The sequence below is a fragment of the Palleronia rufa genome (assembly GCF_000743715.1).
GTDB classification, from domain to species: domain Bacteria; phylum Pseudomonadota; class Alphaproteobacteria; order Rhodobacterales; family Rhodobacteraceae; genus Palleronia; species Palleronia rufa.
Genome location: NZ_JQEY01000003.1, coordinates 14,881 through 41,051 on the forward strand (window position 1 = coordinate 14,881; position 26,171 = coordinate 41,051).

Annotated in this window: 24 protein-coding genes; 9 read left to right on the forward strand and 15 right to left on the reverse strand. The window is 68.3% G+C overall.

The genetic code is table 11. From position 1 onward, the window contains the following. Window positions 1–26 precede the first annotated feature (26 nt). Window positions 27–341: a DnaJ family domain-containing protein gene (locus tag KW83_RS05885; protein ID WP_036176863.1), complete on the reverse strand. Its 315-nt coding sequence runs from the start codon at window positions 339–341 to the stop codon at window positions 27–29. A 37-nt stretch (window positions 342–378) separates the two neighbouring features. Next, a complete protein-coding gene (locus KW83_RS05890; RefSeq protein ID WP_036176114.1) occupies window positions 379–2,004 on the reverse strand; it encodes an ABC transporter substrate-binding protein in 1,626 nt (541 codons plus the stop codon). A gap of 158 nt (window positions 2,005–2,162) precedes the next feature. On the opposite strand from KW83_RS05890, the gene KW83_RS05895 reads away from it, so the two are divergent. Then, window positions 2,163–3,458 carry a lipoprotein-releasing ABC transporter permease subunit gene (locus KW83_RS05895; protein ID WP_036176118.1) on the forward strand — a complete coding sequence of 432 codons (1,296 nt, stop codon included), beginning with the start codon at window positions 2,163–2,165 and terminating at the stop codon, window positions 3,456–3,458. After that, the gene (locus tag KW83_RS05900) at window positions 3,451–4,128 is read left to right on the forward strand and encodes an ABC transporter ATP-binding protein (RefSeq protein WP_036176120.1); all 678 of its coding nucleotides are present in this window, start codon (window positions 3,451–3,453) and stop codon (window positions 4,126–4,128) included. Before KW83_RS05895 ends, KW83_RS05900 begins: the two co-directional genes overlap by 8 nt. 62 nt (window positions 4,129–4,190) lie before the next feature. Here the strand turns inward: KW83_RS05900 and KW83_RS05905 are convergent, their stop codons facing one another. The 4 genes from KW83_RS05905 to KW83_RS05925 all read right to left on the reverse strand — a co-directional run bounded on the left by KW83_RS05905 (window position 4,191) and on the right by KW83_RS05925 (window position 10,130). Beyond that, the gene (locus tag KW83_RS05905; RefSeq protein ID WP_036176123.1) at window positions 4,191–5,525 is read right to left on the reverse strand and encodes an aspartate aminotransferase family protein; all 1,335 of its coding nucleotides are present in this window, start codon (window positions 5,523–5,525) and stop codon (window positions 4,191–4,193) included. Beyond that, on the reverse strand, window positions 5,518–5,940 hold the full coding sequence (locus KW83_RS05910) for a universal stress protein (protein WP_036176126.1): 423 nt from the start codon (window positions 5,938–5,940) through the stop codon (window positions 5,518–5,520). The genes KW83_RS05905 and KW83_RS05910 overlap by 8 nt, the downstream gene beginning before the upstream one ends. Before the next feature lie 2 nt (window positions 5,941–5,942). Continuing rightward, the gene (locus KW83_RS05915) at window positions 5,943–8,582 is read right to left on the reverse strand and encodes a TRAP transporter permease (RefSeq protein WP_036176129.1); all 2,640 of its coding nucleotides are present in this window, start codon (window positions 8,580–8,582) and stop codon (window positions 5,943–5,945) included. Between the two features lie 576 nt (window positions 8,583–9,158). Beyond that, window positions 9,159–10,130, reverse strand: a complete 972-nt coding sequence (locus KW83_RS05925) for a TAXI family TRAP transporter solute-binding subunit (protein WP_036176135.1) — start codon at window positions 10,128–10,130, stop codon at window positions 9,159–9,161. Between the two features lie 347 nt (window positions 10,131–10,477). Here KW83_RS05925 and KW83_RS05930 point away from each other — a divergent pair, with 347 nt between their 5' ends. From KW83_RS05930 to KW83_RS05945, 4 genes are read left to right on the forward strand one after another with little or no spacing between them, the layout of a single operon-like run. After that, complete coding sequence (locus KW83_RS05930; RefSeq protein WP_051928312.1) at window positions 10,478–11,122, forward strand: paraquat-inducible protein A; 645 nt, start codon at window positions 10,478–10,480, stop codon at window positions 11,120–11,122. After that, window positions 11,095–11,730, forward strand: coding sequence for a paraquat-inducible protein A (locus KW83_RS05935; protein ID WP_051928313.1), 636 nt, complete (start codon window positions 11,095–11,097; stop codon window positions 11,728–11,730). The genes KW83_RS05930 and KW83_RS05935 overlap by 28 nt, the downstream gene beginning before the upstream one ends. Next, entirely contained in the window at window positions 11,727–14,561 is a 2,835-nt protein-coding gene (locus KW83_RS05940) for an MlaD family protein (RefSeq protein ID WP_051928314.1), read from the forward strand. The genes KW83_RS05935 and KW83_RS05940 overlap by 4 nt, the downstream gene beginning before the upstream one ends. A 5-nt stretch (window positions 14,562–14,566) precedes the next feature. Continuing rightward, complete coding sequence (locus KW83_RS05945) at window positions 14,567–15,121, forward strand: PqiC family protein (RefSeq protein WP_036176872.1); 555 nt, start codon at window positions 14,567–14,569, stop codon at window positions 15,119–15,121. Window positions 15,122–15,133: 12 nt separating this feature from the next. On the opposite strand, the gene KW83_RS19675 is transcribed toward KW83_RS05945, so the two are convergent. From KW83_RS19675 to secG, 9 genes are all read right to left on the reverse strand, one after another. Beyond that, a protein-coding gene (locus KW83_RS19675; RefSeq protein WP_161785457.1) for an IS630 family transposase occupies window positions 15,134–16,074 on the reverse strand; the annotation gives its coding sequence in 2 pieces (ribosomal slippage) (window positions 15,134–15,739 and window positions 15,742–16,074; 939 coding nt in all). A 194-nt stretch (window positions 16,075–16,268) separates the two neighbouring features. After that, window positions 16,269–17,669, reverse strand: a complete 1,401-nt coding sequence (locus tag KW83_RS05960) for a DegQ family serine endoprotease (protein ID WP_081904481.1) — start codon at window positions 17,667–17,669, stop codon at window positions 16,269–16,271. A gap of 221 nt (window positions 17,670–17,890) precedes the next feature. After that, on the reverse strand, window positions 17,891–18,088 hold the full coding sequence (locus tag KW83_RS05965; RefSeq protein WP_407667842.1) for a DUF2065 domain-containing protein: 198 nt from the start codon (window positions 18,086–18,088) through the stop codon (window positions 17,891–17,893). After that, window positions 18,088–19,191 (reverse strand): protease modulator HflC, encoded by a 1,104-nt coding sequence (gene hflC, locus KW83_RS05970; protein ID WP_036176143.1) that lies wholly within the window; start codon window positions 19,189–19,191, stop codon window positions 18,088–18,090. The genes KW83_RS05965 and hflC overlap by 1 nt, the downstream gene beginning before the upstream one ends. Further along, window positions 19,191–20,354, reverse strand: coding sequence for an FtsH protease activity modulator HflK (gene hflK, locus KW83_RS05975; RefSeq protein WP_036176145.1), 1,164 nt, complete (start codon window positions 20,352–20,354; stop codon window positions 19,191–19,193). Before hflK ends, hflC begins: the two co-directional genes overlap by 1 nt. Window positions 20,355–20,423: 69 nt before the next feature. Then, window positions 20,424–21,914, reverse strand: coding sequence for an FAD-dependent oxidoreductase (locus tag KW83_RS05980; RefSeq protein ID WP_036176148.1), 1,491 nt, complete (start codon window positions 21,912–21,914; stop codon window positions 20,424–20,426). Between the two features lie 118 nt (window positions 21,915–22,032). Continuing rightward, window positions 22,033–22,206 (reverse strand): CsbD family protein, encoded by a 174-nt coding sequence (locus KW83_RS19680; protein ID WP_081904482.1) that lies wholly within the window; start codon window positions 22,204–22,206, stop codon window positions 22,033–22,035. Window positions 22,207–22,294: 88 nt separating this feature from the next. Continuing rightward, window positions 22,295–23,938 carry a CTP synthase gene (locus tag KW83_RS05985; protein WP_036176151.1) on the reverse strand — a complete coding sequence of 548 codons (1,644 nt, stop codon included), beginning with the start codon at window positions 23,936–23,938 and terminating at the stop codon, window positions 22,295–22,297. Between the two features lie 129 nt (window positions 23,939–24,067). Next, the gene (gene secG / locus KW83_RS05990; RefSeq protein ID WP_036176153.1) at window positions 24,068–24,445 is read right to left on the reverse strand and encodes a preprotein translocase subunit SecG; all 378 of its coding nucleotides are present in this window, start codon (window positions 24,443–24,445) and stop codon (window positions 24,068–24,070) included. 106 nt (window positions 24,446–24,551) lie between these two features. Here secG and nthA point away from each other — a divergent pair, with 106 nt between their 5' ends. The 3 genes from nthA to KW83_RS06005 are packed head-to-tail and all read left to right on the forward strand — an operon-like array spanning window position 24,552 to window position 26,166. Then, complete coding sequence (nthA, locus tag KW83_RS05995; protein WP_036176878.1) at window positions 24,552–25,175, forward strand: nitrile hydratase subunit alpha; 624 nt, start codon at window positions 24,552–24,554, stop codon at window positions 25,173–25,175. Next, window positions 25,172–25,843, forward strand: coding sequence for a nitrile hydratase subunit beta (gene nthB / locus KW83_RS06000; protein ID WP_036176881.1), 672 nt, complete (start codon window positions 25,172–25,174; stop codon window positions 25,841–25,843). Before nthA ends, nthB begins: the two co-directional genes overlap by 4 nt. Next, complete coding sequence (locus tag KW83_RS06005) at window positions 25,840–26,166, forward strand: nitrile hydratase accessory protein (RefSeq protein ID WP_036176156.1); 327 nt, start codon at window positions 25,840–25,842, stop codon at window positions 26,164–26,166. Before nthB ends, KW83_RS06005 begins: the two co-directional genes overlap by 4 nt. Window positions 26,167–26,171 lie beyond the last annotated feature (5 nt).

Genomic DNA, 26,171 nt, shown 5'->3' on the forward strand with positions numbered 1-26,171 from the left:
GGACGGCCCGTGCCGGGCGCGTGGCGCTACCGCCGCCGGGCGTCACGCACCGCGCGTTCCAGTTCCATGGCGCGGCGCATGTCCGTCTCGGCGATCTCGGCCAGCAGGGCGCGGCGGCGCGTCCGGTCCACCTCCGATGACAGCCTTGCCCGCAGGTCTTCCAGCTTTCTGTTCAGCACCACGACGGGCGGCGTGTAGCCCGATTTGCGGAGTGATTTCGGCACCACGGGATCGCCCGCCCGCCAGGTAAAGGGCTTGCCCGCGCCCGGAAGGTTGTCGAACGCGCCCTCTTCCATGGCTGCCTCGATCCGCTCTTCGGCGATGCGCTGGAAAAATCGCATGGAACCGCCGTCGGTCAGGGCGCGGAGAGCGTCGCCGTCATGCGGAGAGGCCCAGTTCATAGGGGTGGATCTCGAAGGTCGGGTGCTGCTCGGCGCCGACCACCTCGGGGCGCGCATGCCGGAAGGTCGCGCGCCAGAAGGGCTGCACCACCACGCCTTCCTCGCGCAGGATCGTTTCCAGCTCTCCCATCAGCTCTGCCCGGCGATCGGCATCGGCGATGCCTTCCGCCTCCGACAGCACCCGGTCGAAATCCTCGTTGGAAAACGCGGTCTCGTTCCAGGGCACGCCGGACTTGTAGGCCAACGCATAGGTCTGGATGCCCAGGGGACGGTGGCCCCAATCGGTGGCCGACAGCGGATATTGCGTCCAGTTGTTCCAGAACGTGGCCCCCGGCACGACAGAGCGCGACACGCTCAGGCCCGCATCGCGCAGCATCGCCGCCATGGCGTCCGCGGTGTTGCGCCGCCAGTCGTCGTCCAGCGACACGATGTCGAACGCGAATCCCGCCTGGCCCGCGTCCTCGAGCAGCGCCATCGCCTCGTCCGGGGCATAGGTCGAGGGACCGATATCGGCGAAATCGGGCTGGATCGGCGCCACATGGTGGTTCGCGGCCTCCGCCCCGCGTCCCGAATATCCCAGTTCCAGCAGGGTCGCGTTGTCGGTCGCCATCTGCAGCGCGCGCCGCACCCGCACGTCGTCATAGGGCGCGCTCGACTGGTTCGCGCGGATGACGACAGTGGCCGAGGTATCGGCCTCTGAGAGGGTCCAGCCGATGGTGTCGAAGAGGTCGATGAATTCGCCCACGGATTCGTACACCATGTCGATCTCGCCGGCATCGGCCGCCGCGAACCACGACGCGGGATCCGTGCCATAGTCGATGAACTCGATCCGGTCGAGCGTGGCGGGCCCGAAGACCTCCGCACCCCACCAGTCGTGGCCCTCGCGCTTCTCGATCGCGGCGCGGACGCCGACCTCGTACTCCGCCGGGGCGTAGGCGCCGGTGCCCTTGGTCTCCAGCGGATCGCCCGAAAAGTCCCGGGGTACGATGGCGGCAGAAAAGTCGGAGAAGCTGGCGATCAGAGTCACGTCCGGCCTGGACAGGGCCAGCCGCACCACGCCGTCGCCGGACACCTCGATCGCGCCCTCGCGGGCCTGGCCGGTCTCCTCGTCTATGAGCGCGCCCATGCGCGGGGCCATGGTGTTGCCCTCGACCGCCTGTTCGCACCAGCGGCCGATGTTGAACGCCACGTCCTCGGCGGTGAAATCGGTGCCGTCGGACCAGGTGACGCCGGGGCGGATGCGCAACGTGTAGCCGGTCGCGTCCTCGTCGATCTCCCAGCTTTCCAGCAGCATCGGGGAGAACGAGCCGTCGCGCTCGTACCTCACCAGGTATTCCAGCCAGCCGCGGGTGACATTGGCCATCTGCGGCCAGTCGTAGAGCCGCGGATCCTTCAGCGCCCGCACGTCCTGCTGGATCCGCAGGGTGCCGCCCGGGCGGCGCTCCTGCGCGCGCGCGGGCGCGGGGACCAGGCCCAGCAGCCCGTAGGCCGCGCCGGTCGTCAGACCCAGCGACGTGGCCCGGGTCAGAAACTCGCGCCGGGACAGGGCGCCGCGGGCCGCATCGCGCAGAAGTGTCCGGGCGTGGGGGTGAGAAACGGTCATGAGCGGGTCCTCGAACTTTCGGTTTCGGGGCGAAATAGCGGGCGCGGGCGCCCTATCCAGTCACGGTGCGGTCAGCGGCCCGCTTCAGGTGGCCGCGGCCTTGACCCGGCACGCGGCTTGTCCCAAGGCTCCGCCGACCCGTCCAGGAGATCCGCCCCATGGCGACCACCGCCCCGTTCTCGCGCTTCGAATGGCTGATCGCCTGGCGCTACCTGCGCGCCAAGAGGGCCGAGGGCGGGGTCAGCGTGATGACCTGGATCAGCCTGGTGGGGATCACCCTGGCCGTGTTCGCGCTGATCGCCACGCTGGCGGTGCGCTCCGGCTTCCGGGCAGAGTTCGTGGACACGATCCTGGGTGCCAACGCCCATGTAACGCTCTACTCCGCGCCCTACCAGACAGAGGCGGGCACGACCTCGCGGGCGATCACCGACTATGCCGCGATGGCCGAACGGGTGGCCGCGGTGCCGGGCGTGACACGCGCGGCGCCGCTGGTCCGGGGTCAGGTCATGGCAAGCTCCACGGGACAGACCACGGGGGTAGAGGTCTTCGGCATCGCGGCCGAGGATCTGGCCACGATCCCGCGCATCGCCGATCCGGTAGAGGCAGAGGGCGATCTCTCGCGCTTCGGCGCCGACGGCGTGGCGGGCATCGCCGTGGGCTCCGGGGTGGCGCGGGAACTCGGTGTCGGCGTGGGCGACGTGATCCGGCTGATCTCTCCGGACGGTGCGCGCACGCCCTTCGGCACCTCGCCGCGCGTGTCGAACTATGAGATCGTCTATATCTTCACCGCCGGGCGCTACGACATCGACCGCACCCGCGTCTACATGCCGTTCGAAGAGGCACAGGTCTATTTCAACTCCGAAGGTGCGGCGACCGAGCTGGAGGTGATGACCGAAAACCCCGAGGACGTGGATGCACTGACCCTACCGCTGCTGGCGGCGGCGGGCGACCGCGCGATCATGTGGACATGGAAGGATGCGTCGGGTTCGTTCCTGCGCGCGCTCGACATCGAGGACAACGTGATGTTCGTGATCCTGTCGGTGCTGGTGCTGATCGCGTCCATGAACATCGTCTCCGGCCTCATCATGCTGGTCAAGAACAAGGGCCGCGACATCGGCATCCTGCGCACCATCGGGCTGACCGAAGGATCGATCCTGCGGGTGTTCTTCATCTGCGGTTCGCTCACCGGGGTCATCGGCACGGTGCTGGGCGTGATCCTCGGCTGCATTTTCGCGCTGTTCATCGACCCGATCTTCTCGGCGGTGAACTACATGTCGGGCGGCAATGCGTGGGATCCGTCGATCCGCGGCATCTACGCCCTCCCGGCCAAGCTGCAATGGGGCGACGTGCTGTCGGCCGTGGTGCTGTCGCTGGGCCTCAGCTTCGTGGTGACGATCTTTCCCGCCCGGCGCGCGGCGCGCATGAACCCGGTCGAGGCGCTGCGCTATGAGTGACCCGGCGCTGGAGCTTCGCGGGATCGAGAAGCACTACAACCGCGGCACCCCGGCGGAGGTACAGGTCCTGCGCGGCACCTCCCTGACCGTGCGGCCCGGAGAGATCGTGGCCATGGTCGCGCCCAGCGGGGCTGGCAAGTCCACGCTGCTGCACATCGCGGGCCTTCTGGATTCGGCCGATGCGGGGCGCGTCTTTCTGGGCGGAGAGGACATGACCGACCTGGGCGACCGCCGCCGCACCGCCGCGCGGCGCTCCGACGTCGGCTTCGTCTATCAGTTCCACCATCTGCTGCCGGAATTCACCGCGGCAGAGAACATCGTCCTGCCGCAACTGGCCGACGGCGTGGCGCAGGACGCGGCAGAGGACCGCGCCCGCGATCTGCTGGACATCGTCGGCGTCGGCCACCGCGCCGGGCACCGGCCCTCGGCGCTGTCGGGGGGCGAGCAGCAGCGCGTGGCCTTCTGCCGGGCGCTGGCGAACCACCCCAAGGTGCTCTTGGCCGACGAGCCGACGGGAAACCTGGACCCGGAGACCTCGGCCACGGTGTTCGCTGCCCTCATGGCGCTGGTGCGCGAGACCGGCCTGGCCGCGCTCATCGCCACGCACAACCTGGATCTGGCGGGGCGGATGGACCGTGTCGTGCGGCTGAAGGAGGGCGTGGTGGTCTGACCGGCGGGCGTCCGCGCCCATTTCGCGACACCCGGTCGGGGGCGGAGGTCCCGCCCCGCGGGTCACGAGGCGATCGCTCTGTCCAGGCCGCGGGACAGCTTGTCGGCCAGTTCGCCGATCTGATCGTCCTCGATGATGAAGGGGGGGGCCAGCAGGATGTGGTCGCCGCGCTGCCCGTCGATGGTGCCGCCCGCCGGGTAGCAGATCAGCCCCTCCGCCATGGCGGCATTCTTCACCTTCTGGTGCAGTTTGCGCGCCGGGTCGAACGGGGCCTTGGACTCTCGGTCCTCGACCAGCTCGATGCCGCGAAACAGTCCGCGGCCGCGGATGTCGCCCACATGGGGGTGCTGTCCGAAACGGTCCCGAAGCGCATCGGCCAGCCGTTCGCCCCGCGCCGCGACCCCCGCGGCCAGCCCGTCGTCGACCAGCCGGGTCAGCACCGCATGGGCGGCGGCGCAGGCCAGCGGATGGGCGTGGTAGGTATGGCCGTGCTGGAACGCGCCGGAGCCGTCGGCGATGGCGCGATAGATCCGCTCGGACGCCAGCATGGCCGATACCGGCGCGTAGCCCGCGCCCAGCCCCTTGGCGCAGGCGGCGATGTCGGGCGCGACGCCGTCCTGCTCGCAGGCGAAGAGCGTCCCGGTGCGACCCATGCCGCACATCACCTCATCGAGGATCAGCAGGATGCCGTGGCGGTCGCAGATCTCGCGGATGCGGCTGAAATAGCCCGGCACCGGGGCGACCGCGCCGGCCGTGGCGCCGACGACCGGCTCGGCCACGAAGGCGATGACCGTCTCCGGTCCCAGCGCCGCGACCGTGGTCTCCAGCTCGTCGGCCACGCGCCGGCCGTATGCCTCGGCGCTCTCGCCGTCTTGCTGGTCGCGGTAGGCGTAGCAGGGGGCGATGTGGTGGCATTCGATCAGCAGCGGCCGGTATTTCTCACGCCGCCAGGCGTTGCCGCCCGCCGCAAGGACGCCCAGCGTGTTGCCATGGTAGCTCTGGCGGCGGGCGACGATGTGGCGCCGCTGCGGCTGGCCGATCTCCAGGTAGTACTGGCGCGCCAGCTTCAGCGCGGCCTCCATCGCCTCGGACCCGCCGGAAAGCGGATAGGCGCGGGTCAGCCCGCCGGGGGCGTGTTCGACCAGCTTGGCGGCCATCCGCTCGGCCGCGTCGGTGGAAAGGAACGAGCTATGCGCGAAGGCCACCGCGTCGATCTGGGCGTGCATCGCGTCACGCACGGCCGCGTCGGAATGGCCCAGGCACGACACCGCCGCACCGCCCGACCCGTCGAGATAGCGCCTGCCGTCCGCGTCGATCAGATAGCAGCCGTCGCCGGCCACGGCGCGGGGCAGGGCGTCATGGGCGGCGGTGCGGCCGAAGACCGCGCTGTCAGCCACGGACGATGAACACCGACTGGCGGGCGTGGCGGACGACCCGCGCGGCGTTGGGACCCAGAAGATACTGGCTCAGATCCGCCCGGGGCGCGCCCATCACGATGGTCTCGACGCCCAGACGCTCGGCCGCGCTGACGATCTCGTCGTAGACCCGGCCGTGCGTGACATGGGGGTGCACCTCCTGGCTGTCGGGGACATGGGCGTTGACCCATTTGGTCAGCTCCTCGCCCACCTCGTGGAGCGCGCGTTCGATGAAGCCGTCGTCGAAATAGGTGCCGACGACGGGCATGGCGAAATTCGGGATCACGGAGATGACGTGCAGCGCGCCCCCGCGCGTCAGGTCGAGCGCCCGCGGCAGGGCGTTCTCCCATGTGGCGGGCGCAGCCAGGTCGACGGGCAGAAGGATGCTTTGGGTCATGTTCAGAACGCCGGTTTTGTCTGGCGCCGGCGCTGCAGGACAATCACCAGACCCAGCACCAGAAGGGCCGGAAGGTAGAAGATCTGCGCGGGAAGGCGGCTGTTGTTGGGGCCGAGAACCTCTGAGATACGCACGGGCTCATCGGAATAGAAGTCGAAATTCGCCAGCTTCTCCTGCAGTTCGGTGCCGAACATCGGCTCTTCCAGGACCGTGCCGTCGCCGTCGGGGCGCAGCATGATGCCGCTTTCGGTCATCCGGGTCGCGCCGTCGCCCTCGGGCACGCTGAGCGACACGGTGGTTTCCGTCTGGCCGCCGGTATTGAAGTCGGGCCCGCTGATCCTGAGCCTCAGCCGCGTGTCCACCGGCGAGTCCGCCAGAACCTGGGCGAAGGCCTCGGGGTTTTCCTGAACGAAGCGGGGCTGGACCTGGTTCAGCCAGAAGTTCGGAACGAACAGGGTGAAGGCCACCAGCAGCAGCATCGCGCTTTCGGCGATGTTCGACCGGGTCAGGAAATAGCCCTGGGTCGCCGCCGCGAACAGCAGCATGGCGAAGGTCGCCACGACAAACACGAAGACCGCGTGCGCGACCCCTGTGAAGGTGGTCAGATCCACCCCGTAGAGGATCAGCGTCGGATTGTAGATGAACAGGAACGGCAGGGCGACGGTCCGCAAGCTGTAGAAGAAGGCGATGAATCCGGTCTTGATCGGATCGCCCCCCGACACGGCGGCGGCGGCGAAGCTGGCCAGGCCCACGGGCGGCGTCACGTCCGCCATGATGCCGAAGTAGAACACGAAGAGATGCGCCGCGATCAGCGGGATGATCAGCCCCTCCTGCGCGCCCAGGCTGACCACCACCGACGCCATGAGCGACGAGACCACGATATAGTTGGCCGTGGTCGGCAGCCCCATCCCGAGCACCAGCGAGAACAGGCCGATCAGCACCAGCATGACGATCAGGATGCCGCCGGAGAGCTGCTCGACCAGCCCGGCAAGCTCCGTGCCGATGGGCGTCTTGGTGACGGTGGCCACGATGATGCCGGCGGCCGCGGTGGCCACGCCGATGCCGATCATGTTGCGCGCGCCCGCGATCAGCCCGTCGACCAGGTCCCACAACCCCTCACGGGTCTGTTCGGCGATGGATTCGCCCTTGCGGAACATCGCCTTCAGCGGCTTTTGCGTGACGATGATGAACAGCATCAGCGCCGTGGCGTAAAAGGCCGACTTGGCCGGCGACTGCTGCTCGACCATCAGGAACCAGACCAGCACCAGGATCGGCAGCACGTAGTGCAGACCGGTCTTCCAGACGTCGGCCACCTTGGGCAGCTCGATGTCGCCGGATTTCTCCTCCAGCGTTTCGGGCGTCAGGTCGGTCTGCCGCGACGCGATCCAGACCAGCCAGACATAGACCGCCGCCAGACCGATCATCACGATGGGGGTTACCAGCGCGGGCACCAGCGCGCCCAGCCCGTCGATGAGGTAGATCATCGCCGTGAAGCCGACGCCGAACACCGCGAAGCCGATGAAGAAGTTGAGCAGCATCCGCGGCAGGGAGGCCCCCTCTCCCAGGCTCTTCATGTCCTTCTTGAGCGCCTCCAGATGCACGATATAGACCAGCGCGATGTAGGAGATCACCGCCGGGACGAAGGCGTGCTTGATGACCTGGACGTAGCTGATGCCGATGAACTCGACCATCAGGAAGGCCGCGGCACCCATGACCGGCGGCATGATCTGCCCGTTCACCGACGACGCCACCTCGACAGAGCCGGCCTGTTCGGAAGTGAAGCCCACGCGCTTCATCAGCGGGATGGTGAACGTGCCGGTGGTGACCACATTGGCGATGGAAGAGCCGGAGATGAGGCCGGTCATGGCCGATCCCACGACCGCCGCCTTGGCCGGCCCGCCGCGCAGGTGGCCGAGGCCGGCAAAGGCCAGCTGGATGAAGTAGTTGCCCGCGCCGGCCTTGTCGAGGAGCGAGCCGAACAGCACGAACAGGAACACGAAGGCGGTGGAGACGCCCAGCGGGATGCCGAAGACCCCCGCCGTGTCCAGCCATTGCGCCGTGATGAGCGAGGTGAAGGACAGCCCCTCATGGCTGATGAGGTCGGGGATCAGCCAGCCCTCGCCGTAATAGGCATAGGCCAGGAAGATCGCCCCGACCACGGTCAGCGCCGGACCGAGCGCGCGCCGGGAGGCCTCCAGCAGCAGCACCAGGCCCACGGCGCCGATGATGACCTGGGTGTCGGTGGGAAGGCCGGACCGCGCCGTCCGCGACAGTGTGTCGGCCGCGAAAAAGATGTAGAGCACGGTGCCGGTTGCCACGATGGCCAGCGCCCAGTCCACCAGCGGCACCCTGTCGCGCGGAGAGGACTTGAACGCCGGATAGCACAGGAACGCCAGGAAAATCGCGAATGCCAGGTGCAGGGGCCGAGTTTCGGAGGCGTTCAGGACCGGCAGATAGGCCCCGAACCACAGCATTGGCTGCGCGATCCAGAGCTGGAACAGCGACCAGGCCAGGGCGACGCCGCCGATCAGCAGCGCGACCCACCGGGTGGTCGGCGTCCGGGCGCCCGCGTCCGAGGAGGCGACGAGGTCCTGAAGCTCTTCGTCAGAGAATTGCCGCTTGCCGCTGGTTTCTTCAGTCACGCGGAATGCCTCCGTGGGTAAGGGATGCTCGTCTTGTCTCCGACACGGTTACGCCGGCGGCGCCTGCCCGATCGGGACCGGCCCATCCGTTGCGACCCGGCGAACCGTTGCCGAGTCGCGCACTGACCGGACCATGGAGACGGCGAAGGCGGCCGGAGTCAATCGTTCACAGGTCGGCGACCTTGCGGGAGCGGTCCGGATCCGGCCCGGCGCGCCCGCCGATCCGCCTCTGGTCCGGAACGTCGAGAGCCGTGCCCGGCACGGCGCGCGGGGGCGCTCGCGGCCCACGCGGCCCGGGGCACGGCGCCGGACGGTGGCGCGATCGCCGCACCGCCGCGTCGTTCAGGAAGACGGCGTATCGGCCGGTCGCGCCGCAGCGGGTCGCGTGGCGATGCGGGGCGACGGGCACGGCGCGGACGGAGGATACCGGCCGCGCCCTGCCCGGCGGCATGCGCCGTCAGCGCCGACCGGACCACGGTCGTTCCGGTCCCGCGCGGTCTTGGGAAAAGCGTGACGTCGGCCATCCCGGCGCGGCGGAGGGGACGGCGGGCGCGCGCCAGCCGTCCCGTTGTCATGTCACTGCGACATCAGACCGGCTTCGGTATAGTACTTCTCGGCGCCCGGATGCAGCGGGGCGGACAGGCCGTCGTTGGCCATCTGCTCCTTTTCCAGGTCGGCGAAGGCCGGGTGCAGGCTCTTGAACTGGTCGAAGTTCTCGAACACCGCCTTGACGACCTCATAGACCACATCCTCGGACACGTCCGAGCTCGTCACCAGGGTCGCGCCGACGCCGAAAGTCGTCACGTCCTCGTCGTTGCCGCGATACATGCCGCCCGGAATGGTCGCCATGCGATAGTAGTCGTTGTTCTCGACCAGCGACTGGGCGGCCTCGTTGTCCACCGGCACCAGGACCGAGTCGCAGGCGGTGGTCGCCTCCTGGATCGAGCCGGACGGGTGGCCGACGGAATACACCATCGCGTCGATGTTGTTGTCGCACAGCGCCTGGCTCTGCTCGGCGGCCTGAAGCTCGGCGGCAAGCTGGAAATCGGCGGTGGTCCAGCCCATCTCTTCCATCATCCGCTCCATCAGCGCGCGCTGGCCGGAGCCGGGGTTGCCGATGTTCACGCGCTTGCCCTTGAGGTCGTCGAAGCTTTCGATGCCGGCATCGGCCCGGGCGACCAGGGTGAACGGCTCCGGGTGGATCGAGAACACCGCGCGCAGCTTCTCGTCCGGGCCCTGGGATTCGAACTCGCCCTCGCCCTTGGAGGCCTGGTACTGGATGTCGGACTGCGCGACGCCGAACTCCAGCTCGCCGCTGCGGATGGCGTTGACGTTATAGACCGATCCGCCGGTCGACTCGACGGAGCAGCGGATGCCGTGCTCGGCGCGGTTGCGGTTCACCAGGCGGCAGATCGCGCCGCCGGTGGGATAGTAGACGCCGGTCACACCGCCGGTCCCGATGGTGATGAAGGTCTCTTCCTGGGCGGCGACGGGGGCGGCCATGGTGGCGGCGACGGCGGCGATGGAGAGGCTCTTGAGGTAGGACATCGTATCTCCCTTGGGATTGTGGCGAACCGCGTTCGTCGCGGTCTTGTGATGGGGGGATGATGGGGCGGTTGGCTGGCGACGGCAAGCCCCGTCGCCAACGGCGCCTGGCGGCCCCCCGGGGACGTCGCGCCCCCTGGGCGGCGCCACCGGGCCCATCACGATGCCGCGACGCCCCGGGACGGCGCCGGGCTGGCCGCAACCCTGGCGGTGCGCCCCGGACGGGCCGCTGGCGGGCGTTTGCAGGGGCCGCGCGCCTTGGGGCACCGCTGCGACGGTGCGGCGCAGGACCGCGCCGGGACGCCCGCCGGGGCTTGCCAATCCGCGCGCAACGCTGACAGATTGCGCGGATGTCAAATCCCGCGGCCGAGATCCCCGATGACGGGCTGGATGAGATGATCGCCTGTCCCCAGTGCGACGCGCTCTACCATGCCCGGATGCCTCCGGACGGACGCCGCGCAACCTGCAGGCGGTGCCACACGGTGCTCATCGCACCGCGGCAGGGGGCCTATGCGCGCGTCATCGCCCTGGCCCTCACCGTCATGGTGCTGATGATCGGCGCGACGACTTTTCCGTTCCTGGCGGTGAACGTGGCGGGGTTCTCGAACCGCGCATCGGTGCTCGATTCGGCGCTGGCCTTCGTCGACGGCGGGCTGATGGCATCGCTCGCCGTGCTGGTGGTCGCGTTCATCATCATGGTGCCGGTGCTGCGCGCCGCTCTGGTGATCTACGTCCTGGGGCCCCTGGCGCTGGGCCGCGCGCCGCTTCGGGGCGCCCGCAAGGCGTTCAAGGTCAGCGAGGACCTGCGCCCCTGGTCGATGGCGGAGATCTTCATCATCGGGGTCGCCGTGGCGCTGACCAAGGTCTCTGACCTGGCCAGCGTGGAGTTCGGGCCGGCGTTCTGGATGTTCGCGGGGCTGGTGGTCGTCATCGTGCTGAAGGACGGCGCCATGGACAGGTGGAGCATATGGAAATCGCTGGACAGCGGATCGTAAGCGCGCGCGAGACGGGGCTGGTGGCCTGCCGCCGCTGCGCACGGGTCTGGCCCATGGGGCGGCGGACCTGCGGGCGCTGCGGCAGCGCGCTCCGCTCCCGCGATTGGGGCTCGCTCCAGCGGGTCTGGGCCTGGCTGACCGTCGGCATCATCTGCTACATCCCCGCCAATCTCTTCCCGATGCTGAAGACACGCGTCCTGTTCTCCGAATCGGAGGACACCATCGTGGCCGGCGCGATAGAGCTTGCCCTGAACGGCAATATCGGCGTGGCGATGATCATCCTCATCGCCTCCGTGGCGATCCCGATCGGCAAGTTCGTCGCCATCGGCTACCTTGCCATATCCGTCGCCCGGCCGGAGCGGCTGCGTCCCGCGCAGCGCCACCGGCTCTACCATATCGTCGAGTTCATCGGGCGCTGGTCGATGATCGACGTTTTCGTGGTGGCCATCCTGTCGGCACTGGTGCAACTGAATTTCGCGGCGTCGATCAATCCCGGCCCCGCGGCTATCACCTTCGCGCTTTCTGTGATCTTCACCATGCTGGCGGCGATCAGTTTCGACCCGCGGATGATCTGGGACAGGGACGGGCAGGGGCCCGATAGACAATGAGCGACGACAACCAGACCCCAGGAGGCGCCGCCGAGCCGGCGATGGACGACGGCCGCCGGTCCTGGCGCGACAGGGTGTCCATCGTCTGGGTGCTGCCGATCCTGGCGGTGCTGATCTCGCTGGCCGTGTTCTGGCGCAACTACGCCGACCGCGGGCCTCTGATCGAGGTGACGTTCGACAACGCCGCCGGCGTGCGCGCGGACGAGACCCAGTTGCGCTACCGCGACGTGGTGGTGGGAATGGTCGAGGCCGTCACCTTCACCGACGACCTGCGGCAGGTGGTGATCGGGATCCGCGTCGACAAGTCGGTCGGACCGTTCATCGACAACGACGCCAAGTTCTGGATCGTCCGGCCGGAAGTTTCGGCGCAGGGGGTGTCCGGCCTGGATACCGTGCTGGGCGGTGTCTATCTGACGGCAAGCTGGGACGGCAAAGGCAGCGAGCCCCAGCGTGAGTTCACCGGGCTGACCACGGCGCCCCTGGCGACCAACGGTGAGGAGGGGCTGCTCTTCCAGCTGCGGGCCAGCACGGTGGCGGGGCTGAGCGAGAACGCCCCGATCCTTTATCGCGGCATCAACGTCGGTCGCGTCGGCAACCTGCGGCTGGGCGACGATGGCGTGTCGGTGATCGCTGATGCCTTCGTCCGCGAGCCCGAGTCGCAGCTCATCAATTCCGCGACGCGGTTCTGGGATACGTCCGGGTTCGACTTCTCCTTCGGGGCGTCCGGGGCGCAGCTGTCGGTCAATTCGCTGGCCTCGCTGGTGACCGGCGGCGTCACCTTCGAAACCACCGTCTCTGGCGGCACGGACCTGCCGGCGGATCCGGTGTTCCGGCTCTATTCCGATGAGGAAAGCGCCCGTTCCTCGGTGTTCGATTCCACCACCGACGGAGAGCCGGTGAACTTCTCCGTGGTGTTCGAAGAGTCCGTGCCCGGACTGGAGGTCGGCGCCGACGTGGAGTTCGGCGGCATCGTCGTCGGCCGGGTCGCGGGCCTGACCGGCGCGCTGGATGAGGAGACGTTCGGAGACCGCGGCGTGCGGCTGCTGGCCACGATCGAGATCCAGCCCGGCAAGATGGGGCTCGACCCCGAATCAAGCCCCGAGGACGTGCTCGATTTCATGCAGTTCGCGGTGCAGAACGGCTTGCGCGCGCAGTTGCAGTCCGCATCGCTCCTGGGCGGCCTCCAGGTCGCCCTGGTCCAGCTGACCGATACGGTCCCTGCCCAGATCGACCCGGAGGCGCAGCCCTACCCACGGATCCCGTCTGTTTCCGCCGATCTGTCGGATTTCGCCGACACCGCCGAAAGTGTGTTCAACCGGGTCAACAACCTGCCCATCGAAGAGGTGCTCGACAACGCGATCCTGGTCATGCAGTCGGTCACCCGGCTGCTGAACGACGACGGGGTGACGGAAACCCCGTCGGAGGTCCTGGCGCTTCTGGGCGACGTGCGCAGCTTCGTGAATTCCGAAGGCATCCAGTCGATCCCGGACGAGGCCGGCCAGACCATGACCTCGCTCCGCGAGACGGCGGGCCAGTTGCAGCAGGTCGTGGCCCAGCTGAACGAGGCCGGGGCCGTGGACGCGCTGATTTCGGCGCTCACCGCCGCCGAGGATGCCGCCGATTCGGTGTTCGAGACCATGGAGGACGGTCCCGCGACCCTGGACCAGATCAACGAGGCGCTGGACAGCCTGAACACGCTGATCCTCACCGTGAACGACCTGCCGCTGAACGGCGTTCTGACGGAGGTCGAGGGCTCCGTCGCGGCGCTGCGCACGCTGCTGGCCGAACCGGCGACGCAGGGGCTGACCGGCGACGTGTCTGACCTGCTGGGAGAGGTCGAGGGACTGGTCGCGGAGGTGCGCGCCTCCGGCCTGGTCGAGACCGCGAACGCCACGCTGACGCAGCTTCGCACCACGGTGAACGAGGTCTCCGAACAGGCCACTCCGATCCTGGAAGAGGTCCGCACCGCCATCGCCTCGGCCCAGGGGTCCATCGACAGGGTGCCCGCGCTGCTGGAGAACGTGGACACGCTAACGCAGAACCTGTCGGCGGTGGCCGAGGACGTGCAGGGCATGGCGCTCGATGAGGCCGTGGCCAGCGCCAACCGGCTGCTGATCTCGCTCGACACGTTGGTCAGCGCCCCGCAGACCCAGTCGCTGCCCGAAGACGTGTCCACCACCCTGGCCGACCTTCGCCTGGTCTTCACGGCACTGACGGAGCAGAACGGCACGCTCGACCGCGCCAACTCCCTGCTGACCGCCAGCCGCGACTCCGTCGCGGAGATCGTCGCCGCCCTGCGCCCGGTGCTGGTCGACGCCCAGCGGGCCGCCACCGCTGTGGCGGACGCGGCCGACACCGCGCCGGAGGTGGCCGACCGGGCCAAGCGCGTGGCCGACCAGATCGAGCTTCTGGTCAACGAGGCGGCGAACCTGCCTTTGCAGGAGATCGGCGAACGCACCTCCTCGCTTCTGGCCTCGGCCGACACGCTGATCTCCGCGCCCGATACCCAGCGCGTGCCGGGGGCGCTGTCGGACGCTCTACAAGAGGTCCAGCGCCTGCTGATCCAGGTCCAGGAGGGCGGCCTGATCGAGAATGCCAATGCCACGCTGGCCTCGGTGCGCAGCGCCGCGGACCGGCTGCCGCGGCTCCTGAACGACGTCAGCACGCTGCTGGGCCAGACCGGCACCGTGGTGGCGGGCTATGAGGCGCGCGGCGCCCTCGGCTCCCAGGTGCAGGCCACCTTGCGCGACATCCAGTCGGCCGCAAGCTCGGTCGACAATCTCGCGCGCCAGCTGGAGCGCGCGCCCAATTCCCTGTTGTTCGGACGGTGACCCTGATGAAGATGCCCCTGATCGCCGCTGCCCTCGGACTCCTGACTGCCTGCGGGGGCGGGCCGTTGCGCTTCGATGTGCCCAGCGCGCCGCCCGCGGCCCGGATCCCGGTCTCCGTCGGGTCGGTCGAGGTGTCCGACGTGTCGCTGCCGCTCTACGCCGCGCAGGAGGTCATCTTCTTCGAGGACGAAACCGGCGCGCTGGTCTCCGACGACAACCTGCTCTGGGCCGACGACCCGGAGCGGGGCTTCACCGAGGGGCTGGCCTTTTCGCTCGCCGCCCGGACCCGCGCCCGCGTCGCGGCCGAACCCTGGCCATTCTTCGACCGGCCCGACGTGCGGCTGGATGTGCGTGTCAGCCGCGCGCTGCCGGGGCGGGACGGGATCTACCGCCTGTCGGGGCAGTATTTCGTGGCGTCCGTCAGCGGCACCAGCCGCGAGGTCGCGCGCCGGTTCGACCTCAGCGCCCCCTACCAGGCGCTGAACGCGGGCTCCATCGCGGCGGCCAAGGCGCAACTCATCGACGAACTGGCGGCGCTGATCGCCCGCGACGGGCTCTAGAGCATGATGAGATTAGCTTGAAGCGTATCCAGTATTGGCGAGGTAGTTCGCGCACTCCTGTGGGCTGAAGCGGTCGAGCAGTGTCCCGATCCTGCGCCACGTTGCCTCAATTGTGCGCTCGGCTGCGTTGCGGAGCATGTGTTTGAGCTTCGAGAAGACCTGTTCAATCGGGTTCAGGTCGGGGCTGTAGGGCGGCAGAAAAAGTAGATGCGCTTTCGCGTTACGGATCGCCTGCCGCACGGCTTGCCCTTTGTGGCTGCCCAGATTGTCCATAACCACCACATCGCCCGGGCGCAGGGTTGGGACGAGCACGTGCGCGACATAAGCCCGGAACGCTTCGCCGTTGACGGGACCGTCCAAAACAAAGGGCGCGTCGATCCGATCATGACGCAGCGCTGCGATAAAGGTCATGGTGCGCCAGTGACCATGCGGGGCCCGCCCGATCAGGCGTTCACCTCTGGGAGCCCAGCCGCGCAGCGGGGCCATGTTGGTCTTGGCCCAGGTTTCATCAATGAACACGAGACGACGGGGGTCGATCCGGCCCTGGTGCCGCTTCCAGCGCACACGGCGGCGGCTCACGTCGGGGCGGTTCTGCTCCTCGGCGAGTTGGGTCTTTTTTTGAACGAGTAGCCCGTGCGGCGCACGAAGGCCCAGACGGTGCGGTAGTCGACCTTGAGCCCGCGCTCGGCCAGTTCCACCACCAGTCCGCGCAGTGTGAACGGCTCCGTTATCCGCTCCAGAAGCCACGCCTCATGCCCGCCTGCAATCTTGCGTGGCGGGTGGCCGCCTGTCCCTGCCGGAGCGCAACTCCCGGTCGCACGCAAACGCTGCGACCACTTCACAACACTGGACGGAGCCACATCCAGGGCCGCTGCGACCTGACGCACGCTCTCGCCCCCCAACAGCCGCGCCATTGCCCTCTCTCGAAGGTCCATTGAAAGTGCTCTACCCACTACTCGCCCTCCATCTTGTGGTCGGCAACAGTGAATCACCAAAATGCAGGCCTATGAATCCTCTATCGATTCAGGCTGATTTCATCCCGCTCTAGCTTTACGGCCTCCGGCCCCGCGGGCGCGTCGCTGCGGCCCCTGGAAACGCGACGGGCGCCCGCGTTGGGCGCCCGTCGTCGATGCCGGACCGAAGGACCCTATTCCTCGACAGGCAGAGCCACGAAGCGCGGATCGCCCTCGCGGCGGATCAGCAGCAGGACGGTCTTGCGCCCGGCATCGCGCGCGGTTGCGATCTGGTCCTCCAGATCCGCGACCGACGCGATCTTTTCCTGTCCCGCCTCGGTGATCACGTCGCCGGCGCGAATGCCCTTTTCATAGGCCGCACTCTCGCCGTTGACGTCCATCACCGCCAGACCCTCGGTCCCGCCCGGCAGGCCCAGGCTGTCGCGCATCTCTGCGCTGAGCTGCTGCACCGTAACGCCCAGAATTTCCGACTCGGACGAGCTCTCGGGCGCGTCGCGGTTCACCGACGCAGGCACGGCTTCGGCATCCTCGCGTCGGCCCAGCGTCACTTCGAGCTCTTCGGAATTGCCGTTGCGCCACACGGTGACGGGGACCGTCGCCCCGATCTGCGCGTCGCCGACCCGGCGGACGAGCTCGCGGGTGTCGCCCACGTCATTGCCGTTGAACGAAAGGATCACGTCGCCGGCTTCCATGCCCGCCTCTGCGGCAGGCCCTTCCGGCACGTCGGAGACCAGCGCACCGCGGGCATCGGCCAACCCGATGGATTCGGCCAGATCGTCGGTGACGTCCTGGATGCGCACGCCCAGCCAGCCGCGGCGGGTCTCTCCGAATTCGCGAAGCTGGTCCACCACCTTGCTGACCACGTTCGACGACATGGCGAAACCGATACCGATGGAGCCGCCGTTGGGCGACAGGATCGCCGTGTTCACGCCGACGACCTCACCGTTCATGTTGAACAGCGGGCCGCCCGAATTGCCGCGGTTGATCGCGGCGTCGGTCTGGATGTAGTCGTCGTAGGTCCCCGACAGCGCGCGGTTGCGCGCCGACACGATCCCGGCCGAGACGGAGAACCCCTGCCCCAGCGGATTGCCCATGGCCATCACCCAGTCGCCGACCGCGGCTTCGTCGGAATCGCCGAAGGGAACGGGCTTCAGGGGCGCGTCGCTGGCGACCTTGAGAAGCGCAAGGTCGGTCTTGGGGTCGGTGCCCACGACTTCGGCATCGAGGGACTCGCCGTTGAAGAACTCGATGCTGATTTCATCCGCGCCGTCGATGACGTGGTTGTTGGTGACGATATAGCCGTCTTCGGAAATGACGAAGCCAGAGCCCAGCGCCTGGCTGCGGCGTGGTTCGCCCTGACCCTGTCCCTGGCCGCGATCCATGAAGTCGCGGAAGAAATCCTCGAACGGGGAGCCTTCGGGCACGACCGGCCCCGGTCCGGTGCGCGCGGCGACGGTGGTCGAGGTCGTGATGTTCACGACCGAATCGGAGATCTTTTCGGCCAGCGGCGCGAAGGTTTCGGGCGTCGTCTGAGCGCCCACGGCGGGTGCTGCGACCAGCGCCGTTCCCACCATCAACGCAGTGGTCAGGCGGCGGATCCGGGGACCGGCGGGAATGACTAGTGAGTTCACGTCTCTCTCCTTGGGACTTGGATGCTTCTGGCAGGGCGGCGGAACAATCCTGCCGCGAAGAATGTCAGGCGTACGATGTCCTACGAGATAGGAAGCCCGCGGAACAACACAACGATCCGTCGCGGCCGCTCAACAGCCTGTGACAGGTCGAAACACGGAGCCGATCACCCCGCCAACAGGTGCGCCAGGGTGAACAGGGCGGCGCCCGCCACCACGGCGATCAGGCCCAGCAGGCGGCGCGCTTCGATCGGCATGGCCCGGAGGGTTTCCAGAAGATCCTCCAGCCGCGAAGGGGCCAGTGCCATGACCAGCCCCTCCAGACAGAGCACAAGGCCCAGCGCCATGAGCAGCGTGCCCACCATCAGTTCGTGGGCGTCTCCGAAGCGTCGCCTTCAGCGCTGATGGACGCCGCATCGGGCTGCGCCTCCTGCTCCGGCGTCGCGCTGCCGGCCTCGGGCTGCGACCCTTCTTCCGGCGCCGCGTTGCCGCCGTCTTCGGGCTGCGGTTCGTCCTGCGACGCTGCGCTGCCGGCGCCCTGCGCGGATCCGCGGAGGGTTTCCGCGGCGCGCTGGTCCTCGCGCGCCGTCGTGCCGCGTGGCTGGTCAGACTTGAGATAGTCGAAGAACTCGCTGTCGGGCGACAGGATCAGGGTCGAGTTGTCGCCTTTCAGGGACCGGTCATAGGCAGCCAGGGAGCGGTAGAATTCGAAGAACTCCGCGTCCTTGCCAAAGGCGGAGGCAAAGATCCCGTTGCGTTCGGCATCGGCCTCGCCTCGGGTGATCTCGGCCTCGCGCTCGGCCTCCGAGGTCAGCTCGACCCGCGTCCTGTCGGCCTGGGCACGCACCCGCTGCGCGGCTTCCTCGCCCCGGGCCCGCTCGTCGGTGGCCTCACGCTCCCGCTCGGCCCGCATCCTTTCGAAGGTCGCCGCCAGGTTCTGGTCCGGCAGGGCGGTATCCTTGAGGCGCACGTCGAGGATCTCGACGCCCAGATCGTCCGACCGCGACCGGGCCTCATCGCGGATGCGCGTCATCAGCGTCGAGCGATCCTCCGACAGGATGCTGTTCGAGGTGACGCCGTCAGAGCCCAGCACCGCCCGCGTCTGGGCAACCAGGATCGCGGCCAGACGGCTCTCGGCCGCGCGGATGCCGCCCACGCCCACGGCGCGGCGGAACTGCTCCACATCCACGATCCGGTAGCGCGCGAAGGCATCGACGATGAGGCGCCGGTCGTCCGATGGCGTGACCTCGATCAGATCGGTGTCGAGCGACAGGATCCGGTCGTCATAGCTCACGACGTCCTGGATGAACGGGATCTTGACGGCAAGACCCGGATCCTCCTTGACCGACCGGATCTGGCCGAACTGGAGCACCAGCGCCTTTTCGCGCTCGTCCACGACGAAAAGGGCGTTCATCGCGGTAAACAGGACCGCCGCGACGATTGCCAGAAGGATATATCCCTTGCGCATCAGTTCGAACCTCCGTTCGCGGCCGCCGCCTGGCGGGCCGCGCGGTTGTTGGTCAGCTCATTGAGCGGCAGATACGGCACGACACCCTGGCTGCCACCGCCCTGCTCGTCGAGGATCACCTTGTCGACGCGGCCCAGAACCTGCTCCATCGTCTCCAGGTAAAGGCGCTTGCGGGTGACTTCCGGCGCCTTCTGATACTCTGTCAGCACCGCAGAGAAGCGGGATGCCTCACCCATCGCCTCGTTCACGACGCGGGCGCGGTAGGCTTCGGCCTCTTCCAGGGTCTGCGCGGATTCGCCGCGCGCGCCCGCAAGCACCCGGTTGGCATAGGCGTCGGCCTGACGCTCCAGCCGATCACGCTCCTGCTCGGCGGCCTGGACGTCGCGGAAGGCGTCGATGACCTCCGTCGGCGGATCCGCCTTGTCGAGGTTGAGACGCAGGATATTGACGCCGGAATCGTAGCTGTCGAGCGTCGTCTGGATCAGCTCCTGAACGTCGACGGCGATCTGGCCGCGGTCGCGGTTCAGGATCGGCGCCAGTTCGGACTGCGCGACGACCTCACGCATGGCGCTTTCGGAGACGGCGCGGATCGTTTCCTCCGGCTCGGCCAGGTTGAACAGGAACTGGGCCGGGTCGCGGATGTTCCAGACCACTTCGAAGTCGATGTCGACGATGTTCTCGTCGGTGGTGAGCATCAGGCCGTCACCGGCGTCAGCGCCGCTGCCGACGCCCAACTCTTCGGTCTGTTCGCGCGTCACCGGGATGACTTCGGCGGTAACCAGGGGCCAGGGGGCGAAGTTCAGGCCCGGCTGCCCGGTGGACGAGTATTCCCCGAGGAAGAGTTCGACCGACTGCTCCTCCGGCCGGACGGTGTAGAAGCTGGCGAAGAGCCACAGCGCGACCAGCAAGAGCCCGCCGACGATCCAGGTCGAGCGGCCGAACTGCGGACCTCCGCCGCCGGAGCCGCCCTTGCCGCGTCCGCCCTTGCCGCCCATCAGGACGCGGAGCTGCTCCTGCCCCTTGCGCATGATGTCGTCGATGTCGGGGACCTGCCCCCCGCCCTGGGTCGGACGCTGCCCGGGCGGCCGCCTGTCGCCGCCATCGTTGCCGCCGCTGCCGCCGCGGTTGCCGCCGCCCCAAGGGCCGCCATTGTTGCTCGCCATGTCTGGTGAGTTCCCCTTGCTACTCTGTGTCCCGCTTCATGGTCTAAATGTGGACGGAACAAAAGCCGTTCAACCCGCGCGCACCGGTTGCGACATGGTGACGAGCTCTTCGGCCGCTGTCGGATGGACCGCGCAGGTGGCGTCGAACTGCTCCTTGGTGAGGCCGTTCTTCACCGCGATGCCGATCAGCTGGATCATCTCACCGGCGTTCTCCGACACAAGATGGGCGCCCATCACCACCCGGGTTTCCTTGCACACCACCAGTTTCATCAGCGTGCGGTCGGGCCGGTCGATGAAGGCCGTGCGCATCGGCCGGAACGACGCGCAATAGACCACGATCTCGCGGTCGTCGCGGGCCTGCTCCTCGGTCATGCCGACGGTTCCCAGTTCCGGCTGGGTGAATACCGCAGAGGGGACCAGTTCGTGGTCCACCGGACAGTCCTCTCCCAGGAACACGGTGCGGGTAAAGGCCATGGCGTCGCGGATCGCCACCGGGGTAAGCTGCACCCGGTCGGTCACGTCGCCGATGGCATAGACCGATGGCACGGAGGTCTGGGAGTAGGCATCGACCTTGACCTTACCCTTGCGGCCCAGCTCGATGCCGACGTCTTCAAGCCCCAGATCGGCCGTGTTCGGACGCCGCCCGGTGGCGAAAAGCACATGGTCGAAAACCTGCTCTCGCCCGTTGGTGGCCTTTACCCAGATCGGGCAACCGGCATGGGCGCGCGTGCCGCTTTTCGGGTTGTCGGCCAGATCGGGCTGCGGATGCGGTTCCGGGCGCTCCATCCGCGGCGCGCCCATCGCCGCGTCCGATTGCCCGCCGGTGGGCAGGTGCTCACCCGCGTCGGCGCGGTCCATGTCCATGATCGTGGTGCCGCTGTGGATGTCGATACCGTGGTCGCGCATCATCTCGGCCACCAGCCCGCGGCATTCGTCGTCGAATCCGTTGAGGATCTGGCCACCGCGCAGATACATGGTCACCTTCACGCCGAGACCGGCCATGATGCACGCGAACTCGCAGCCGATATAGCCGCCGCCCACGATCAGCAGCGTCTCCGGCAGCCGGTCGAGCAGGAACATGTCGTTCGAGACAAGTCCCAGGTCGGCCTGGGCCATATCGGGCCGCACGGGGCTGCCGCCGGTGGCCACAAGGATGTGCTTGGCAGAGACAGCGGTGCCATCCGCCATGGTGACCTCATGGGGCCCGGTGAGGCGCGCGCGGGCGTCGAAGATCTCGACGTCCGAGGCGTCGAGCATCTTGCGATAGACGCCTTCCAGCCGGTCGAGCTCGTCATGCAGGTTGCCACGGAAGCCGGTCCAGTCGAACCCCTTGATCTGCGCATCCCAGCCGAAGCCGCGCGCATTCTCGACTTCGCGGTGGAAACCGGAGGCGAAGACCATGATCTTTTTGGGAACGCAGCCGCGAATGACGCAAGTGCCACCCAGACGGCTTTCCTCGGCCAGGGCCACACGGGCGCCGGTCGCGGCGGCGGTGCGGGCGGCGCGGACGCCGCCGGATCCGCCGCCGATGACGAACAGGTCGTAGTCGAAATCGCTCATCCGATCCTCCGGCGCTGGCTCCGCGCGGGGTATTTCATACCCGGACGACCGGCGCCACCCGGAAGGCGAAACGGGCGCCAGCGGCGCCCGTTCACGATTCCGTCTGGAACGAAGAGATTCAGTTGTCCTTGACGGACTTCTCGACCTTGCCGGCGTTCTTCTGGACCTTGCCTTCGACCTGGTCGGCCTCGCCTTCGGCTTCGAGCTTCTCGTTCCCGGTCAATTCGCCGGCGGCCTCCTTGGCCTTGCCCTTGAGTTCCTTGCCGTGGCCTTCGGTTTCGTTCTTGTTCATGGCGCATTCTCCTGCACTGTTTACACACCATCAACACCGGCGGGACCGGCCGCGTTCCACCCGGGAGGTCAAATTCGCGGCACACCCGTCAGACCAGGCGCGACACCTCCTTGGCCGCGCGCACGAAATCCGCGAACAGGGGATGCGGCGCGAAGGGCTTCGACTTCAGCTCCGGATGGAACTGCACGCCGATGAACCACGGATGGTCCGCGACCTCCACGATCTCCGGCAGGCGCCCGTCGGGGGACATGCCGGAAAAGCACAGCCCTGCCTCCTCCAGCACGTCGCGATAGCGGATATCGACCTCATAGCGGTGCCGGTGCCGCTCTTCGATGCGGTGCGTGCCGTAGACCGCGGCGACCTTCGAGCTGTCTTTGAGATGAGCGGTGTAGGCCCCCAGCCGCATGGTGCCGCCCTTGTCGTCGAGCACGTCGCGGGCGATCTTCTGGTTGTCCTTGATCCATTCCCTGAGGTGAAAGATCACCGGCTCGAACCGCTCTTCCCCGGCCTCGTGGTCGAACTCCTGGCTGCCGGCATGGGTCAGCCCGGCCAGGTTCCGCGCCGCCTCGACCACCGCCATCTGCATCCCCAGGCAGATGCCCAGATAGGGCACCTTGCGTTCTCGCGCGAACTGCGCCGCCTTGATCTTGCCTTCGGTCCCCCGCTCCCCGAACCCGCCGGGAACGAGGATCGCGTCGAAATTCTCAAGGTACGGCGCGGGGTCTTCCGTGTCGAAGATCTCGGCATCGACCCAGTCGACCTTGACGCGGACGCGGTTGGCCATGCCGCCGTGGGTCAGCGCCTCGGCAATGGATTTGTACGCGTCCTCAAGCTGGGTGTACTTGCCGACGATGCCGATCCGCACCTCCCCTTCGGGGTTGAACACGCGGTCGGCCACGTCCTCCCAGCGGGTCAGGTTGGGCCGCGGCGCGGGGCTGATCCCGAAAGCGTCCAGCACCGCCTGGTCCAGCCCCTCGCGGTGATAGGCCAGCGGCGCCTCGTAGATCGACTTCAGGTCATAGGCGGCGATGACGCTGTCGGGGCGGACGTTGCAGAACAGCGCCAGCTTTTCGCGCTCCTTTTCGGGGATCGGTCTCTCCGACCGGCAGACCAGCACATCGGGCGCTATGCCGATAGAGCGCAGCTCCTTGACCGAATGCTGGGTCGGCTTGGTCTTGAGCTCGCCCGACGCCGCAAGCCAGGGCAACAGGGTCAGATGCATGAAGATGCACTGGCCGCGGGACCGTTCCTGGCCGAACTGGCGGATCGCCTCAAAGAACGGCAGGCCCTCGATGTCGCCCACCGTGCCGCCGATCTCGCATAGCATGAAATCGACCTCATCGGCGCCGATTGTCAAGAAGTCCTTGATTTCATTCGTAACGTGGGGGATCACCTGGATCGTCTTGCCCAGGTAGTCGCCGCGACGCTCCTTTTCCAGGACGCTGGAATAGATCCGCCCGGAGGACACGCTGTCGGTGGACCGCGCCGCCACGCCGGTGAAACGCTCGTAATGGCCCAGGTCCAGGTCCGTCTCCGCGCCATCGTCGGTGACGAAGACCTCGCCATGCTCGAACGGGCTCATCGTGCCGGGATCGACGTTGAGGTAGGGATCCAGCTTACGCAGCCGGACCGAAAAGCCGCGGGCCTGCAACAGCGCGCCCAGCGCCGCCGAGGCCAGCCCCTTGCCGAGTGAGGACACCACCCCGCCGGTGATGAAAACGTAACGCGCCATGGGCCGGAAAGTCCCCCGTGTCTCGAAGCGGAATGGATCGAAACCGGGCGGCAGAACACCGCCCGTCACGGGGGTCGAGGCTTAGAAGAGTTTCGCCCCGGCCGCAACCGGAACGCTAGATGTTGGGGATCATTCGGCCCGGGGCGGAAGCTGCGGCGCGTCGCCGCCCGATGGCGGCAGCAGGTCACCGCCCAGCGGCGGCACCGAAGGCGACTGGTCGCCTTCCTCGATCGGCGCGCCCTCTACCCCGCTCGAAATCCTGTCGAGCACGGAGCTGTCCGCGGAATTCTGCGCCGCGATCACCGTGAGCCAGATCGAGGTGGCGATGAAGCATACGGCCAGACCCCAGGTCATCTTTCCCAGGGCCGTGGCCGCGCCCCGCGCCGACATCGCGCCGCCCCCGCCGCCGCCCATGCCAAGCCCGCCGCCTTCGGAGCGCTGGAGCAGCACGACGCCGATCAGGCTGAGCGCCAGGATCAGATGAATGGTGAGAACGATGTTTTCCATGGCGGCGACCCTGCCTCGCGTGACCGGTCCCATCTAGGGCAGGTGCCCAAGCGGCGCAACCCAAGGCCGCTTGCGCAATCGGGCGGCGGACGGCATCCTGCGGCCCATGCCCCATGACGACCACGACCACCCCCACAGCCTGTTGCCGCCGGACCCAGCGCTCCGGGTCAAGGCGCTGGAGACGCTGCTGGTCGAAAAGGGGCTGGTCGATCCGGCCGCGCTCGACGCGATCATCGACACCTATGCGCATGAGGTCGGGCCGCGGAACGGCGCCGCGGTGGTCGCGCGGGCCTGGAGCGATCCGGCGTTCCTGGACCGCCTGCGGACCGATGCCACGGCCGCCGTGGCCGAGATGGGCTTCACCGGCCGTCAGGGGGAACACATCGTCGCCCTGGAGAACACCGCGACGGTCCACAATCTTGTCGTCTGCACTCTGTGCTCCTGCTATCCGTGGACGCTCCTCGGGATACCGCCGGGGTGGTACAAATCCGACGCCTACCGCGCCCGCGCGGCCCGTGATCCCCGCGCCGTCCTGTCGGAATTCGGTGTGGTCCTGCCCGCCGCCACCGCCGTCGACGTCTGGGATTCCACCGCCGAGATCCGCTATCTCGTCATTCCCCGGCGCCCGGAGGGAACACAGGAATGGGGGGCCGACGCGCTGGCCGGGCTGGTCACGCGCGACAGCATGGTGGGGACAGGGCTGGCGCGCGACCCCGGCACATGCCCGTGACCCGGGTGCACGACATGGGCGGACGCCACGGCGACGGCCCCGTGACCCCCGCGCCGCAGGACGCGCCCCCGTTTGCCCGGCCGTGGCACGCCCGCGCCTGCGCGGTGACCCTGGCCGCGGGAGCGCTGGGGCTCTGGAGCATCGACCGCGCGCGTCACGCGCGGGAGTGCCTGTCGCCCGCCGACTACATCCGGTTCGGCTACTATGAGAAGTGGATCGCGGCGCTGGCGGATCTGCTTGTCGCCACCGGCGCCGTGACCCGCGAAGAGCTGCGCGGCGCGCCCGCAACCCCGTCGCCTCTGGCGTCGCGCCGTCTTGCCGCGGCCGATGTGGCCCCCGTCATGGGCCGGGGATCGCCCTACGGACGCGACGGCGCGGGCCCGCGCTTCGCGGCGGGCGACCCGGTGCGGACCCGCCGCCCGGCGCGCAACCTGTACGTCTCGGGCGGGCACACCCGCCTGCCCGCCTATGCCGCCGGGCACAGCGGCACCGTCATCCGCTGCCATGGCGCCCATGTGCTGCCCGATGCCAGCGCGCACGGCCTGGGCGAGCGTCCCGAGCCGCTCTATACGGTCGCGTTCAGGGCCGCCGACCTCTGGGGCGTGTCCGCACATCCCGCCGACAGCGTCCGGCTGGACCTGTGGGAAAGCTACCTGGAGAGCCCGTGACCGGCGCCCCCTCCCGCGAAGCCCCGTTCGAGGCCCCCTTCGAAGCCCCCTTCGAAGCCCCGTGGCAGGCGCAGGCCTTCGCGCTCACCCACCACCTGGCCGACCGGGGCGTGATCTCCTGGCCGCAATGGACCGCCGCCCTCGGCGACACGATCGCCCGGGGCGGGGCGGCCGATACCGACGCCTACTGGTCCGCCTGGCTGGCGACGCTGGAGCGGCTCGTCGCGCCGGATCCCGCCCTGTCGGCCCGCCTGAGCGACCTGCGCCGCGCGTGGGAGGCCGCCTACCGCCACACGCCCCATGGCGCCCCCGTCCGCCTCTGACCCGC

What these genes read in the sequence shown, in the direction of transcription:
- KW83_RS05885 (WP_036176863.1), bottom strand. Translation starts at nt 341, where the DNA reads ATGCGATTTTTCCAGCGCATCGCCGAAGAGCGGATCGAGGCAGCCATG.
- KW83_RS05890 (WP_036176114.1), bottom strand. Translation starts at nt 2,004, where the DNA reads ATGACCGTTTCTCACCCCCACGCCCGGACACTTCTGCGCGATGCGGCC.
- KW83_RS05895 (WP_036176118.1), top strand. Translation starts at nt 2,163, where the DNA reads ATGGCGACCACCGCCCCGTTCTCGCGCTTCGAATGGCTGATCGCCTGG.
- KW83_RS05900 (WP_036176120.1), top strand. Translation starts at nt 3,451, where the DNA reads ATGAGTGACCCGGCGCTGGAGCTTCGCGGGATCGAGAAGCACTACAAC.
- KW83_RS05910 (WP_036176126.1), bottom strand. Translation starts at nt 5,940, where the DNA reads ATGACCCAAAGCATCCTTCTGCCCGTCGACCTGGCTGCGCCCGCCACA.
- KW83_RS05925 (WP_036176135.1), bottom strand. Translation starts at nt 10,130, where the DNA reads ATGTCCTACCTCAAGAGCCTCTCCATCGCCGCCGTCGCCGCCACCATG.
- KW83_RS05930 (WP_051928312.1), top strand. Translation starts at nt 10,478, where the DNA reads ATGTCAAATCCCGCGGCCGAGATCCCCGATGACGGGCTGGATGAGATG.
- KW83_RS05935 (WP_051928313.1), top strand. Translation starts at nt 11,095, where the DNA reads ATGGAAATCGCTGGACAGCGGATCGTAAGCGCGCGCGAGACGGGGCTG.
- KW83_RS05940 (WP_051928314.1), top strand. Translation starts at nt 11,727, where the DNA reads ATGAGCGACGACAACCAGACCCCAGGAGGCGCCGCCGAGCCGGCGATG.
- KW83_RS05945 (WP_036176872.1), top strand. Translation starts at nt 14,567, where the DNA reads ATGAAGATGCCCCTGATCGCCGCTGCCCTCGGACTCCTGACTGCCTGC.
- KW83_RS05960 (WP_081904481.1), bottom strand. Translation starts at nt 17,669, where the DNA reads ATGGTGGGAACGGCGCTGGTCGCAGCACCCGCCGTGGGCGCTCAGACG.
- KW83_RS05965 (WP_407667842.1), bottom strand. Translation starts at nt 18,088, where the DNA reads ATGGTGGGCACGCTGCTCATGGCGCTGGGCCTTGTGCTCTGTCTGGAG.
- hflC (WP_036176143.1), bottom strand. Translation starts at nt 19,191, where the DNA reads ATGCGCAAGGGATATATCCTTCTGGCAATCGTCGCGGCGGTCCTGTTT.
- hflK (WP_036176145.1), bottom strand. Translation starts at nt 20,354, where the DNA reads ATGGCGAGCAACAATGGCGGCCCTTGGGGCGGCGGCAACCGCGGCGGC.
- KW83_RS05980 (WP_036176148.1), bottom strand. Translation starts at nt 21,914, where the DNA reads ATGAGCGATTTCGACTACGACCTGTTCGTCATCGGCGGCGGATCCGGC.
- KW83_RS19680 (WP_081904482.1), bottom strand. Translation starts at nt 22,206, where the DNA reads ATGAACAAGAACGAAACCGAAGGCCACGGCAAGGAACTCAAGGGCAAG.
- KW83_RS05985 (WP_036176151.1), bottom strand. Translation starts at nt 23,938, where the DNA reads ATGGCGCGTTACGTTTTCATCACCGGCGGGGTGGTGTCCTCACTCGGC.
- secG (WP_036176153.1), bottom strand. Translation starts at nt 24,445, where the DNA reads ATGGAAAACATCGTTCTCACCATTCATCTGATCCTGGCGCTCAGCCTG.
- nthA (WP_036176878.1), top strand. Translation starts at nt 24,552, where the DNA reads ATGCCCCATGACGACCACGACCACCCCCACAGCCTGTTGCCGCCGGAC.